This is a genomic window from Streptomyces sp. NBC_01508, assembly GCF_045040315.1.
Classification (GTDB): domain Bacteria; phylum Actinomycetota; class Actinomycetes; order Streptomycetales; family Streptomycetaceae; genus Streptomyces.
In genome coordinates this window covers 1,781,726-1,795,475 of record NZ_CP109419.1, presented here as the reverse complement: position 1 = coordinate 1,795,475, position 13,750 = coordinate 1,781,726, and the positions used below count along the sequence as shown (strand labels likewise).

The 13,750-nt window shown below is 70.4% G+C and carries 8 protein-coding genes; 6 read left to right on the top strand and 2 right to left on the bottom strand.

Features of this window, described 5'->3' with window-relative positions; all coding sequences use genetic code 11:
• Window positions 1-143: 143 nt before the first annotated feature.
• The 5 genes from OG700_RS07955 to OG700_RS07935 all read left to right on the top strand — a co-directional run bounded on the left by OG700_RS07955 (window position 144) and on the right by OG700_RS07935 (window position 6,571).
• Window positions 144-2,270, top strand: a complete 2,127-nt coding sequence (locus OG700_RS07955; RefSeq protein ID WP_405610991.1) for a type IIA DNA topoisomerase subunit B — start codon at window positions 144-146, stop codon at window positions 2,268-2,270.
• A 129-nt stretch (window positions 2,271-2,399) separates the two neighbouring features.
• The gene (locus OG700_RS07950; RefSeq protein ID WP_405610988.1) at window positions 2,400-3,617 is read left to right on the top strand and encodes a sensor histidine kinase; all 1,218 of its coding nucleotides are present in this window, start codon (window positions 2,400-2,402) and stop codon (window positions 3,615-3,617) included.
• The gene (locus tag OG700_RS07945; protein ID WP_405610985.1) at window positions 3,614-4,282 is read left to right on the top strand and encodes a response regulator; all 669 of its coding nucleotides are present in this window, start codon (window positions 3,614-3,616) and stop codon (window positions 4,280-4,282) included. Before OG700_RS07950 ends, OG700_RS07945 begins: the two co-directional genes overlap by 4 nt.
• A 97-nt stretch (window positions 4,283-4,379) precedes the next feature.
• Complete coding sequence (locus tag OG700_RS07940) at window positions 4,380-4,892, top strand: DUF485 domain-containing protein (protein ID WP_405610982.1); 513 nt, start codon at window positions 4,380-4,382, stop codon at window positions 4,890-4,892.
• Window positions 4,889-6,571 carry a cation acetate symporter gene (locus tag OG700_RS07935; RefSeq protein ID WP_405610979.1) on the top strand — a complete coding sequence of 561 codons (1,683 nt, stop codon included), beginning with the start codon at window positions 4,889-4,891 and terminating at the stop codon, window positions 6,569-6,571. Before OG700_RS07940 ends, OG700_RS07935 begins: the two co-directional genes overlap by 4 nt.
• A gap of 27 nt (window positions 6,572-6,598) precedes the next feature.
• Here OG700_RS07935 and OG700_RS07930 read toward each other — a convergent pair whose 3' ends face one another.
• Together OG700_RS07930 and OG700_RS07925 are read right to left on the bottom strand one after the other, a co-directional pair.
• Window positions 6,599-7,279 carry a response regulator gene (locus OG700_RS07930; protein WP_405610976.1) on the bottom strand — a complete coding sequence of 227 codons (681 nt, stop codon included), beginning with the start codon at window positions 7,277-7,279 and terminating at the stop codon, window positions 6,599-6,601.
• Window positions 7,276-9,015, bottom strand: coding sequence for an ATP-binding protein (locus OG700_RS07925; RefSeq protein WP_405610973.1), 1,740 nt, complete (start codon window positions 9,013-9,015; stop codon window positions 7,276-7,278). The genes OG700_RS07930 and OG700_RS07925 overlap by 4 nt, the downstream gene beginning before the upstream one ends.
• A 360-nt stretch (window positions 9,016-9,375) precedes the next feature.
• Between OG700_RS07925 and OG700_RS07920 the strand changes: the two genes are divergently transcribed.
• Complete coding sequence (locus OG700_RS07920; RefSeq protein WP_405610970.1) at window positions 9,376-13,662, top strand: discoidin domain-containing protein; 4,287 nt, start codon at window positions 9,376-9,378, stop codon at window positions 13,660-13,662.
• The last annotated feature ends 88 nt before the right edge of the window (window positions 13,663-13,750 follow it).

The following is a 13,750-nucleotide window of genomic DNA, read 5'->3' as shown; positions in this document are numbered from 1 at the left end:
CCCATGCGAGCCTCGGCTAGCATGAGAATTCAATAGGGTGGCGTTACAACGGCTCTACCAGGCCTCTGTACCCTCTGAGCGGCGACCGATGCCGGGCCCTTACCCACTGGGCCAGATTTCAAATTCAGCGAGGAGCGAACCGCGTGACCGCCGAGACGTCCGTGCCGTCCAGTGCGCTGCTGACCGCAGATCGTGACGGTTCCAACTACACCGCGCGGCACCTGCTCGTCCTTGAGGGGCTGGAAGCGGTCCGGAAGCGGCCCGGTATGTACATCGGGTCGACCGACAGCCGCGGTCTGATGCACTGCCTGTGGGAAATCATCGACAACTCCGTCGACGAGGCCCTCGGCGGCTACTGCGACCGGATCGACGTCACGCTGCACGAGGACGGCTCGGTCGAGGTCAAGGACAACGGCCGGGGTATCCCCGTCGACATCGAGCCCAAGACCGGCCTCTCCGGCGTCGAGGTCGTCCTGACGAAGCTGCACGCGGGCGGAAAGTTCGGCGGCGGCGCGTACGCGGCCTCGGGCGGTCTGCACGGCGTGGGCGCCTCCGTCGTCAACGCGCTCTCCGCCCGGCTGGACGTCGAGGTCGACCTCAACAGCGCCACGCACACGATCAGCTTCCGCCGCGGCGTCCCCGGCATGTTCACGGAATCGGGCCCCGACTCCCCCTTCGACCCGGCGAACGGCCTGCTCAAGGGCAAGCGGGTGCCCAAGGCGCGCACCGGCACCCGGATCCGTTACTGGGCCGACCGGCAGATCTTCCTCAAGGACGCCAGGCTGTCGCTGGAGACGCTGCACCAGCGGGCCCGCCAGACCGCCTTCCTCGTCCCCGGCCTGACCATCGTCGTGCGCGACGAGCGGGCGGCCGGCGAGAGCGAGGGCGACGGCACGATCGAGGAGACGTTCCGCTACGACGGCGGGATCAGCGAGTTCTGCGAGTACCTGGCACAGGACAAGGCCGTCTGCGACGTGCTGCGGCTGACCGGACAGGGCGCCTTCAAGGAGACCGTGCCCGTCCTGGACGACCGCGGTCACATGACGCCCACCGAGGTCACCCGCGAGCTGGGCGTCGACATCGCCCTGCGCTGGGGCACCGGCTACGACACCACGCTGCGCTCGTACGTCAACATCATCGCCACCCCCAAGGGCGGCACGCACATGACGGGCTTCGAGCGCGCGGTGACCAAGACGGTCAACGAGGCGCTGCGCTCGGCGAAGCTGCTGCGCGTCGCCGAGGACGACGTCGTCAAGGACGACGCCCTGGAAGGGCTCACGGCCGTGGTGACGGTGCGTCTCGCCGAGCCGCAGTTCGAGGGGCAGACCAAGGAGATCCTGGGGACGTCGGCGGCCAACCGGATCGTCGCCAACGTCGTCGCCAAGGAGCTCAAGGAGTTCCTGACGTCGACCAAGCGCGACGCCAAGGCGCAGGCGCGCGCCGTGCTGGAGAAGGCCGTCGCCGCCGCCCGTACGCGCATCGCCGCCCGTCAGCACAAGGATGCCCAGCGCAGGAAGACGGCGCTGGAGACCTCCTCGCTGCCGGCCAAGCTCGCCGACTGCCGCAGCGACGACGTGGAGCGCAGCGAGCTGTTCATCGTGGAGGGCGACTCGGCGCTCGGTACGGCCAAGCTCGCCCGGAACAGCGAGTTCCAGGCGCTGCTGCCGATCCGCGGCAAGATCCTCAACGTCCAGAAGTCGTCCGTGTCCGACATGCTGAAGAACGCCGAGTGCGGCGCGATCATCCAGGTCATAGGGGCGGGCTCGGGCCGGACGTTCGACATCGACGCCGCCCGCTACGGCAAGATCGTGCTGCTCGTCGACGCCGATGTCGACGGGGCCCACATCCGCTGTCTGCTGCTGACGCTTTTCCAGCGCTACATGCGTCCGATGGTGGAGGCGGGCCGGGTCTTCGCGGCGGTTCCGCCCCTGCACCGGGTGGAGCTGGTGCAGCCCAAGAAGGGCCAGGACAAGTACGTCTACACGTACTCGGACAACGAGCTGCGGCAGACGCTCCTGGAGTTCCAGCGCAAGAACGTGCGCTTCAAGGACTCCATCCAGCGCTACAAGGGCCTTGGCGAGATGGACGCCGACCAGCTGGCCGAGACCACCATGGACCCGCGCCACCGCACGCTGCGGCGGATCAACATCGGGGACCTCGAATCGTCCGAGCAGGTCTTCGATCTGCTCATGGGCAACGAGGTCGCGCCGCGCAAGGAGTTCATCACCAGCTCGGCCGCGACCCTGGACCGTGCCAGAATCGACGTCTGAGCCGCAGGACCACACGGCGCCGGGCTCCACCCACGGGTGGAGCCCGGCGCCGTTCGCGGCTCCCCCCACAAGGGGATTCGGCGGGCCGTCGCGCTCCGTAACATCGAAGCCGAGAGAGAGGGCTTCGGGATGGTGATCGGCACAGGGGCGGCCGCGTGGCCGAGCAGAGAGGCACTGACCCGGGTGGGGGTGCCACCCGTCAGGACGGCCCTCGACGTGGCGCTGTGGGGCGCGATGGCCCTCTGGCTGCTCACGAGCGCGTACGGCACGAAGCTCTTCCACGGTTGGTCGGCGGTGCTGCCCGTGCTCGGCCTGCTCGTCTTCGTGGCTGCCCTGCTGGGCTTCCGGCGGTGGACCGTCGCGCGGCGGCTGCTTCCCTCGCTGGGGTTGCTTCTCGTGCTCACGCTGCTGGGCGGCGGCGCGTATGCGGCGGGGGCCGAGGGGACGGCCGTGCTGCTCTGGGTCCTGTCCGCCGTCCTCGCGCTGGACCGGCTGCCGCTCGCGACGGGGGCCGGTGTCTGGGCGGTGCTGTCCGCCGTCGTTCTGCTGGCGGACACCGGGAAGCCCCTGCACGTGGTGATCGTCATGTCGGCCGTCCTGCTCGGCGGCTACACGCTGCGGCTCGACGCCCAGGCACGCGGCGCCGGGTTCCGGATGCTGGCGCAGGAGCGCGCCGCGCGGGTCGCCGAGGCGGAGTCGGCCGCGCTGGCCGAGCGGGCGAGGATCGCCCGCGAGATCCACGACGTGCTGGCCCACAGCCTCTCGGCGCAGCTCGTGCATCTGGAGGCGGCGCGGCTCCAGATCGAGGGCGGATACGACCGCGAGCAGGTGCTGCGCCGCGTGGTGGAGGCGCGGAGCATGGCCCGGCAGGGTCTGGCGGAGACACGCCAGGCGCTCTCCGCCCTGCGCGGTCAACTCGTGCCCGTCGAGGACTATCTGCGGGAGCTGGCGGTAGACGGGGTGCGGACCGAGGTCGTGGGGGAGCCGCGGCTGCTGCCCGCCGAGGCCTCGCAGGCGGTACGGCGCGTCGCGCAGGAGGCGCTGACGAACGCGCGCAAACACGCGCCGGGGGCGGACGTGTCGATGCGACTGGAGTACGCGGCGGACGCGGTGACCCTGGAGGTGCGCGACGACGGCACCCACGGGCCGGGCACCGAACTCGGGGCCTCCGGCTCCGGGTACGGTCTCCTGGGGATGCGGGAGCGTGCCGAACTGCTCGGCGGCAGTCTGGAGGCCGGGCCCGCGGCCTCGGTGGAAGGCGGCGCGGGCGCGGCGCCGTACGGCTCCCGACCACCGGACCGATCCGAGGGGAAGGGCTTCACCGTGCTTCTGCGAGTGCCCGCGTGACGGCCCGGGTGGTCGTGGCCGACGACCAGGCCGTGGTGCGTGAGGGCATCGTCATGCTGCTCGGGCTGCTGCCCGGTATCGAGGTCGTCGGCGCCGCGAGGGACGGCGAGGAGGCGGTGGCCCTCGTCGGCGAACTCGCCCCCGACGTCGTGCTGATGGACCTGCGCATGCCGCGCTGCGACGGCGTCGAGGCGACCCGCCGTATCCGCGAGCGGTATCCGGCGACCCAGGTCGTGGTGCTCACCACCTACGCCGACGACGACTCGCTGTTCCCCGCCCTGCGGGCCGGGGCGCGCGGCTATCTGACCAAGGACGCGGGCGGCGACGAGATCGTCCGAGCCGTCCAGGACGTCATGGCCGGGGACGCCGGGCTCGCCCCCGCCGTGCAGCGGCGGCTGCTGGAGCGGGTCGGCGCGGTCCCCGCCGTACCGGCGCGGGGGACGCCGCCCGACGGGCTCACCGCCCGCGAGGCCGAGGTGCTGTCGCTCGTCGCCGACGGACTCTCCAACCAGGAGATCGCGGGGCGGCTGCACATCGGGGCGGCGACCGTGAAGACCCACATCAACAACATCTTCGCCAAGGCCGGAGTACGCGACCGGGCGCAGGCGGTGCGCTACGCCTATCAGCACGGGCTCATCCCGCCACCCGGGACAAACATCACCTGATGGGGTGAAGCCGAGGGGGAGAGGAGTCCGGGATCCTCCTGTTCCGCCCATCCTTGGGACGCGGCCGAAATGGCTCGCTGACAAGGAGAGTTGACCGGTGGAGAAGCAGGACGGGCGCGAGGCCGCGGCAGTGCGGACCGACGACCCCTGGTACGACGCGCCGGCCTCCGGCTGGGGCGAGCTGGACGGTACGGGCACACCGACGACACCTGTCGCGCCCGCCCCGGACCCGCCCGCGGCTCCCGGCGCGGCCGACATCTATCTGGAGGTCCGGCGGAGCGCCGCCTTCCAGGAAGTACGCGCCCGCTACCGCCGGTTCGTCGTCCCGGCCACCCTCGGCTTCCTGGCCTGGTATCTGGCGTATGTCGTCGCCGCGACCACGGCGCCCGGTCTGATGGCGCGCCCGGTGGCGGGGGCCGTGAACGTGGCGATGGTCGCCGGGCTCGGGCAGTTCCTCAGCACCTTCCTGTTGACCTGGGCGTACGCGCGCCATGCCCGGCTGCACCGGGACCGGGACGCGCTCGACCTGCGCTGGAGCGTCTTCGACCGGACGACGACGCGAGAACGCGAGACGGCCCGGTCGGCGCGGGCGGGGGAGCGGCGGGCATGAGCGTCGACCACCGGAGTCTGGCGCTGCTGTTGTTCGGCGCGTTCGTCGCCGTGACCCTGGGCATCACCACCTGGGTGAGCCGCGACCGGCGCGGCTCGGCGGAGGAGTTCTACACGGGCGGACGGCTCTTCTCGCCGATGGAGAATGGTTTCGCCATCGCCGGTGACTACATGTCGGCCGCCTCCTTCCTCGGTATCTCCGGCCTCATCGCCCTCTTCGGCTACGACGGCATGCTCTACTCCGTCGGCTTCCTCGTCGCCTGGCTCGTCGTCCTGCTGCTGGTGGCCGAACTCGTCCGCAACTGCGGCCGGTTCACGCTGGCCGACGTCGTCGCCACACGGATGCGCGAGCGCCCTGTCAGGATCGCGGCGGGAACGTCGTCGATCGTCGTCTCGGTTCTCTATCTGGTGGCGCAGATGGTCGGGGCGGGCAGTCTGGTCGCGCTGCTGCTGGGGGGTGCGAGCGAGGCGGCGCGGGCATGGACGGTGATCGGTGTGGGCGCGCTGATGGTCGTCTACGTGACGCTCGGCGGGATGCGGGCCACCACCTGGATCCAGATCGTCAAGGCCGTTCTGCTGATGGCCGGCACGGTCGCGCTGACCGTGCTCGTACTGATCCGCTTCCACGGCGACGTCAACGCGCTGCTCACCACCGCGGCCGAACGCAGCGGCCACGGCAAGGAGTTCCTTGCCCCCGGTCTGGCCTACGGCGGCGGCTGGACCGCGCGATTCGACTTCATCAGCCTGGGGCTCGCGCTGGTGCTCGGCACGGCCGGACTGCCGCACATCCTTTCCCGCTTCTACACCGTGCCGACCGCCCGCGCCGCCCGCCGGTCGGTCGTCTGGTCGATCGGACTCATCGGCGGCTTCTATCTGATGACGATCGTGCTCGGCTTCGGCGCCGCCGCCGTGGTCGGCACCGACGAGGTGCGCGCGTCGAGCGCGGCGGGGAACACGGCGGTGCCGCTGCTCGCCCTCGACCTGGGCGGCGGCGCGGGTTCCACCGGCGGAACGGTTCTCTTCGCCGTGGTCGCCGCCGTCGCCTTCGCGACGATCCTCGCCGTCGTCGCCGGCATCACCCTCGCCTCGTCGGCCTCTGTGGCGCACGACCTCCACGCCTCACTCAAGCGGCCTCACCGCCGGGGAGAACCGCACGTCAAGTCGCACGCCAAGTCGCACGCCAAGTCGCACGCCAAGTCGCACGCCAAGTCGCACGCGAAGTCCCATGCCAAGCCGCCCAGCGAGGTCGCCGTCGCCAGGCTCGCGGCGGCCGGTATCGGCGCCGTGGCCATCGCGCTCGGGCTGCTCGCCCGGGATCTCAACGTGGCCTTCCTGGTCGGTCTCGCGTTCGCCGTCGCCGCCTCCGCCAATCTGCCGGTGCTGCTCTACTCGCTGTTCTGGCGGAACTTCACCACGCGGGGAGCGGTCTGGTCGGTGTACGGCGGGCTGGTGCCGGCCGTGCTGCTGGTCGTGTTCTCACCCGTCGTGTCGGGGAGCCCCGAGGCGATCTTCCAGGGCGTCGACTTCCACGTCTTCCCGCTCCAGAATCCCGGCCTGGTCTCGATCCCGCTCGGCTTCCTGGCGGGCTGGATCGGCACGGTCCTCTCCCGCGAAGGCGCGGACGAGGCCAAGCACGCGGAGTCGGAGGTGCGTTCACTCACGGGAGCGGGCGCGGTCTGACCTGACCGGGGCACAGGAGCCCGGCTCTCAGCCGCTCGTCGCCCACGCGTACCGGTGCTCGGGGCGGCCCGTCTCGCCGTACCGGAGGCTGAGCCGTACCCGCCCCGCCCGCTCCAGCAGTTTCAGATACCGCTGCGCCGTCTGCCGGCTCATCCCGGCACTCTCGGCGATCTCGTGCGCGGAGAGCGGCCCTTCGGCGCCGAGCAGCACCTGGCGCACCACCTCGGCGGTGCTCGGCGAGTGCCCCTTGGGCAGCTCGGGCGGCGCGGCCGACGCCGACAGCGCGCCGAACATCCGGTCCACATCGGCCTGTTCGGCCTCGCCGCCGCCGTCCAGTGTGCGGCGCAGCGTCGCGTACGCCTCCAGCTTGGTGCGCAGCCCGGCGAAGTTGAACGGCTTGACCAGATACTGGAGCGCCCCGTGGCGCATCGCCGACTGGACGGTGGCGACGTCACGCGCGGCGGTCACCATGATCACGTCGGTCCGGTGGCCGAGCCCGCGCAGTTCCCGTACCACCGAGAGCCCGTCGCGGTCGGGCAGATAGTGGTCGAGCAGGATCAGGTCGACGGGCCGCTCGGCGAGCCGGGCGAGCGCCTCCGTTCCCGAGTGCGCCTTGGCGACGACCCGGAATCCGGCCACCTTCGCCACATAGGCGGTGTTGATGTCGGCGACCCGGATGTCGTCGTCCACGACCAGTACGTCGATCATCGTGTCTCTCCTGTGGTGACGGGCTTCGCCGGATCGGGTACGAGATCGCCCGGTGGCGCGGCGCCCCGCGCCCCGTCCCGACCTCCGCCCCGCGCGCCGTCCCGCGCGGTGCCCGCCGCCTCGGCGAGTGCGAGTGCCTCGGGCAGGACGACGGTGAACTCCGCGCCCCCGTCGGCGGATTCGGTGACCCGCGCGCTGCCGCCCTGCCGCTCGGCGAGTCTGCGCACCATGGCGAGGCCGAGACCGCGTCGGCCGTGGGCGGGCAGTTCCTTCGTCGTCCAGCCTTCCGTGAAGACCAGTTCGCGCTGCTCGGGCGGGACTCCGGGGCCGCTGTCGGAGATCCGCAGGACGACCGTACGGCCCTCGGCCCGTACCTCCACCTCGATGCGCGGGTCCTCGGAGCCGGCCGCGGCGTCCAGCGCGTTGTCCACGAGGTTGCCCAGGACCGTGACCAGCCCCTGCGGGTCGATCAGCCGGTCGGGGAGCAGCGTGGCCGGCGAGATGCGCAGCGAGACGCCCCGCTCGGCGGCGACGGTGGCCTTGCCGACCAGCAGGGCGGCGGGCAGCGGGTCGTGGATCCGCTCGGTGACCTGCTCGGCGGTGGCCCGGTGCACGCCGACGACCTCGGTCACGAACTCCACCGCCTCCTCGTGCATCTCCAGCTCCAGCAGCCCCATCAGTGTGTGCATCCGGTTGGCGTGCTCGTGGTCCTGCGCGCGCAGGGCGTCGATCAGGCCGCGGGTGGCGTCCAGTTCCCGGCCCAGCTGTTCCAGCTCGGTGCGGTCACGGAGGGTGGCGACGGCGCCGCCGTCGTCGGTCGGCATCCGGTTGGCGATGAGCACCCGGCCGCCGCTCACGGCCAGCAGGTCGTCCCCGGCCACCCGGCCCGCGAGCACGTCGGTGGTACGGCCCGGCCCCAGCACCGCGTCGAGCGGTTGTCCGGCGGCCTCCGGACCCAGCCCGAGCAGCCGCTGCGCCTCGTCGTTCATCAGCCGGATCCGCCCCGTCCCGTCGAGGGCGATCACTCCCTCGCGCAGGCTGTGCAGCATGGCCTCGCGCTCCGCGAGCAGCGCCGAGATATCGGAGAAGGCCAGGTCGTGGGTCTGGCGCTGGAGCCGTCGGGAGATCAGATAGGCGGCCAGCGCGCCGACGGCCAGGGCGCCGCCCGCGTACGCGAGCAGTCCGGGGATCGTCGCGAGCAGGCGCTCGCGGACGCTGTCGTACGCGATGCCGACCGACACGGCGCCGATGATCTGCCCCGATCCGTCGCGCAGGGGGACCTTGCCGCGCGCCGAGCGGCCGAGGGTGCCGCTGTCGATCTCCATGACGTCCTGGCCGGCGATCGCGTCGCTGGGGTCGGTGGAGACGACCCTGCCGATCTCGCCGGTGTCGGTGTGTGACCAGCGGACCCCGCGTCTGTCCATGATCACGACGTACTCGGCGCCGGTGGCCCGCCTGATGCGTTCGGCCTCGGCCTGCACCGGCCCGTCCACCGAGGGCCGCGAGGCCAGCAGCGCGTCCGCCACCGGCCCGGACGCGGTCGTCTCGGCGATGGCGAGCGCCCGGCGCATGGCCTGGTCGTCGAGTTGGTCGCTCAGCGGTCTGAGGAACAGGCCGGTGGCGAGCACGGCGGTGCCCGCGGCGATGGCCAACTGCATCAGCAGCACCTGGGAGAACATGCGCCGTGGCCAGCCGAATCGCCGTCGTCGTGGTGGGGTCGTCGGTCCGGCGTTCATGTGTACGAACGGTAGACGGCGCAGGTGCCCTTTCTGAAATTTCCAGATTGACGCAAGTTACTTACGCAGTCTTACGTGATTTGCGCCCGGCTTACGTTGTGCCGAAAGTTCGCAGGAATCCTGACTGATAGGGGCTGGTGGGTCCCTCTTGGGGTGCTTTCGAGTCACAGAACGGCCGGCTTGGTTCTGCCGCACTGGTGGACGCTCTCGCATTTGTCTGCAACTCTCTGACGGCGCAACGCAAAAGATCCCGCTCCGCAATGCAGAAACGCTAGTCGCACCAGCCAGGTGGCACCAGCCATGCAGACAGAGCCGCGCCTCGCCGCGCCCCCGGCGCCGGGGCCGAACGATCGGGGATACATGAGATCTCACCGATGGAGATGGCGGGCGATCTCCGCAGCCGTCACCACCAGTCTCCTGATGGTCGGCGTGCCGTCGCTCACCGCTTCGGCGGCCGGCGGCCCCGACATCGCCGCGGACGCCGCCGCGGCGGCGAGCAGCGCGAAAGGCGACCACTCCGCCCGGATGGTCGCGGACGGCGATCAGTCGACGTACTGGCAGGGTTCCGGCAAGAGCCTGCCCCAGTGGGTCCAGACCGATCTGGGCTCCGCCGCCCGGATCGACCAGGTCACGCTGAAGCTCCCCGCGGACTGGGAGACCAGACGCCAGACCCTCGCCGTCCAGGGCAGCGCCGACGGCACCACTTTCGCCACCCTCAAGACGTCCGCCTCGTACACCTTCAGTCCGGGCGAGGCCAACGAGGTCAGCGTCTCGTTCCCCGCCACCCGGACACGTTACGTCCGGGTGAACATCACCAAGAACTCCGTCGCGTCCGCGGGCCAGCTCGCCGAACTCCAGGTCCACAAGGCCGCCGCGGCGTCGGTGAACCTCGCCGCCGGCCGGACGCTCACCGAGAGCAGCCACACCGAGGTGTACGCGGCGGCCAACGCCAACGACGGCAACAAGGCGAGCTACTGGGAGAGCCGTAACGGCGCCCTCCCGCAGTGGCTCCAGGCCGACCTCGGCTCGTCCGTCGGCGTCAACGGCGTCGTACTGAAACTGCCCGACGGCTGGGAGGCCAGGAGCCAGACCCTCAAGCTCCAGGGCAGCACCAACGGGACGGCCTTCACCGACCTGACCACGTCCAAGGCGTACCAGTTCGCGCCCGGGTCCGGCAACACGGTGACGATCCCCTTCGACGCCACCACCACGCGCCACGTACGGGTGCTGGTCACGGCCAACACCGGGCAGCCCGCCGCCCAGGTCTCCGAGCTGGAGATCTACGGCCCCGAGACGGGCGACACCCAGGCGCCGACCGCGCCCACCGAACTGGCGTACACCGAGCCCGCATCCGGTCAGATCAAGCTGACCTGGAAGGCGTCGACCGACAACACGGCGGTCACCGGCTACGACGTCTACGCCAACAACGTGCTGCGCACCAGCGTCGCGGGCAACGTCACCACCTTCACCGACACCCAGCCCGGCAACGCCGACGTCTCGTACCACGTACGGGCCAAGGACGCCGCGGGCAACGTGTCGGGCAACAGCAACACCGTCACCCGCAAGCCGGCGGGCGGCGACACCCAGGCGCCGACCGCGCCCACCGGCCTCGCCCACACCTCGCCCTCGCCGGCCCAGGTCAAGCTCACCTGGCAGGCGTCCAGCGACAACACGGCGGTCACCGGCTACGAGATCTACGCCAACAACGTGCTGCGCGAGACCGTCGCGGGCAACGTCCTGACCTTCACCGACACCCAGCCGGCCGGCACCACCGTCTCGTACTACGTACGAGCCAAGGACGCGGCGGGCAACCGGTCGGGCAACAGCAACACGGTGATACGCACCGGCAGCACCGGCTCGGTCTCCAACCTCGCCGTCGGCAAGCCGATCTCCGCCTCCTCCGTGGTCCACACGTTCGTCGCGGCCAACGCCAACGACAACTCGACGTCGACCTACTGGGAAGGCGCCGGGGGCAGTTACCCCAACACGCTGACCGTGAAGCTGGGTGCCAACGCCTCCACCGAGAGCGTCGTCGTCAAGCTCAATCCGGACAGCGGCTGGGGCGCGCGTACCCAGAACATCCAGGTGCTGGGGCGCGAGCAGAACGCCACGGGCTTCACCAGCCTGGCCGCCGCGAAGGACTACGCGTTCAGCCCGGCCTCCGGGAACCAGGTGACCATCCCGGTCTCCGGGAACGTCGCGGACGTCCAGCTCAAGTTCACCTCCAACACCGGTGCCGGTGCGGGCCAGGTGGCCGAGTTCCAGGTGCTGGGCGAGCCGGCACCCAACCCGGACCTCCAGGTCACGGCCGTGACCGCGGCCCCCGCCGAGCCGGTCGAGTCGAACCCGATCACCCTGACGGCGACGGTCCGCAACAACGGCACGGTCGCCGCGGCGGCCAGCTCGCTCGAATTCCGACTCGGTGACTCCAAGGTCGGCACGGCGGCGGTGGGCGCCCTCGCCGCCGGCGCTTCGGCCAATGTCAGCGCCGCGATCGGTCCGCGCGACGCCGGCTCCTACGAACTCAGCGCGGTCGCCGACGTGGCGGACGCGGTGATCGAGCAGAACGAGACCAACAACACCTACACCGCCTCGGCCCCGCTGGTCGTCAAGCCGGTCGCCAGCTCCGACCTGGTGGCGACACTCGGCACCTCCCCGTCCGCCCCGGCGGCCGGAGACACGGTCAACTTCTCCGTCTCGGTCAAGAACCAGGGCACCGTCGCCTCCGCGGGCGGCAGCCACGGCATCACCCTGACCGTCGTCAACTCCGAGGGCGCCACGGTGCAGACCCTCACCGGCACGCACAGCGGAGTCATCGCGGCGGGCGCCACCGCGCCGCCGGTCGCGCTCGGAACCTGGGCCGCCGCCAACGGCTCGTACACCGTGAAGGTCGTCATCGCCGACGACGCGAACGAGGTGCCGGTCAAGCGCGAGAACAACACCAGCAGCCAGTCGCTGTTCGTCGGCCGCGGCGCGAGCATGCCGTTCGACATGTACGAGGCCGAGGACGGCACCGCCGGCGGCGGCGCGACGAAGGTCGGCCCCAACCGGACGATCGGCGACATCGCGGGTGAGGCGTCGGGCCGCCGGGCCGTCAACCTCGACGCGACCGGCGAGTTCGTCGAGTTCACCACCCGGGCCAGCACGAACACCCTGGTGACCCGCTTCTCCATCCCCGACTCCGCGGGCGGCGGGGGCATCGACTCCACGCTCAACGTCTATGTGGACGGCGTCTTCCTCAAGGCGATCGACCTCACGTCGAAGTACGCCTGGCTGTACGGCGCCGAGGCGGGACCGGGCAACTCCCCGGGCCAGGGCGCGCCCCGTCACATCTACGACGAGGCGAACGTGATGCTGGGCAAGACCGTCCCGGCGGGCAGCAGGATCAAGCTCCAGAAGGACGCGGCCAACACCACGAACTACGCGATCGACTTCATCGACCTGGAGCAGGTCGCACCGGTCGCGAACCCCGACCCCGCCACGTACACGGTGCCGGCCGGGTTCACCCACCAGGACGTGCAGAACGCCTTGGACCGGGTGCGGATGGACACCACGGGCGCCCTGAAGGGCTTGTACCTGCCCGCCGGTGACTACCAGACGGCCAGCAAGTTCCAGGTGTACGGCAAGCCGGTGCAGGTGGTCGGCGCCGGGCCCTGGTACACCAGGTTCCACGCCCCGTCGGCGCAGGACAACACCGACATCGGCTTCCGGGCCGAGGCCGCCGCCGCGGGTTCGTCGTTCAGGAACTTCGCGTACTTCGGCAACTACACCTCGCGTATCGACGGCCCTGGCAAGGTGTTCGACTTCTCGAACGTGCGCGACATCGAGATCGACAACATCTGGAACGAGCACATGGTGTGCCTCTACTGGGGCGCGAACACCGATGACATGACCATCAAGAACTCCCGTATCCGCAACATGTTCGCCGACGGCGTCAACATGACCAACGGCAGCACCGGCAACCTCGTGACCAACAACGAGGCGCGGGCCACCGGAGACGACAGCTTCGCGCTCTTCTCGGCGATCGACGCCGGCGGCGCGGACATGAAGGACAACGTCTACGAGAACCTGACGTCGATCCTGACCTGGCGCGCGGCGGGTGTGGCCGTCTATGGCGGCTTCAACAACACCTTCCGCAACATCCATATCGCGGACACGCTCGTGTACGCGGGCATCACGGTCAGCTCGCTGGACTTCGGCTACCCGATGAACGGCTTCGGGACCGAGCCCACGACGATCGAGAACGTGTCGATCGTCAGAGCCGGCGGTCACTTCTGGGGCGCGCAGACGTTCCCCGGCATCTGGCTGTTCTCCGCGTCCAAGGTGTTCCAGGGCATCCGGATCAACAACGTGGACATCGTCGACCCGACGTACAGCGGGGTCATGTTCCAGACCAACTACGTAGGAGGACAACCACAGTTCCCGATCAAGGACACGATCCTCAGCGACATCTCGGTCACCGGCGCGAAGAAGAGCGGCGACGCCTACGACGCCAAGTCGGGCTTCGGGCTGTGGGCGAACGAGCTGCCGGAGGCGGGGCAGGGTCCCGCGGTCGGTGAGGTCACGTTCAACGGTCTGACGATGAGCGGCAACGCTCTGGACGTGAAGAACACGACGCCCAACTTCAAGATCAATATCAATCCGTAGGAGCGGGCGTCAGGTCAGGGTGCCGCTCGGGGCCTCCCCGGGCGGCACCCCCGCTGTGCAGGGTCTTTACGCTCAGAAGTAAGTAGCT

Bases quoted from the DNA above. Each gene is read 5' to 3' on its own strand.
- OG700_RS07950 (WP_405610988.1), top strand. From the start codon at position 2,400: ATGGTGATCGGCACAGGGGCGGCCGCGTGGCCGAGCAGAGAGGCACTG.
- OG700_RS07935 (WP_405610979.1), top strand. From the start codon at position 4,889: ATGAGCGTCGACCACCGGAGTCTGGCGCTGCTGTTGTTCGGCGCGTTC.
- OG700_RS07930 (WP_405610976.1), bottom strand. From the start codon at position 7,279: ATGATCGACGTACTGGTCGTGGACGACGACATCCGGGTCGCCGACATC.
- OG700_RS07925 (WP_405610973.1), bottom strand. From the start codon at position 9,015: ATGAACGCCGGACCGACGACCCCACCACGACGACGGCGATTCGGCTGG.
- OG700_RS07920 (WP_405610970.1), top strand. From the start codon at position 9,376: ATGAGATCTCACCGATGGAGATGGCGGGCGATCTCCGCAGCCGTCACC.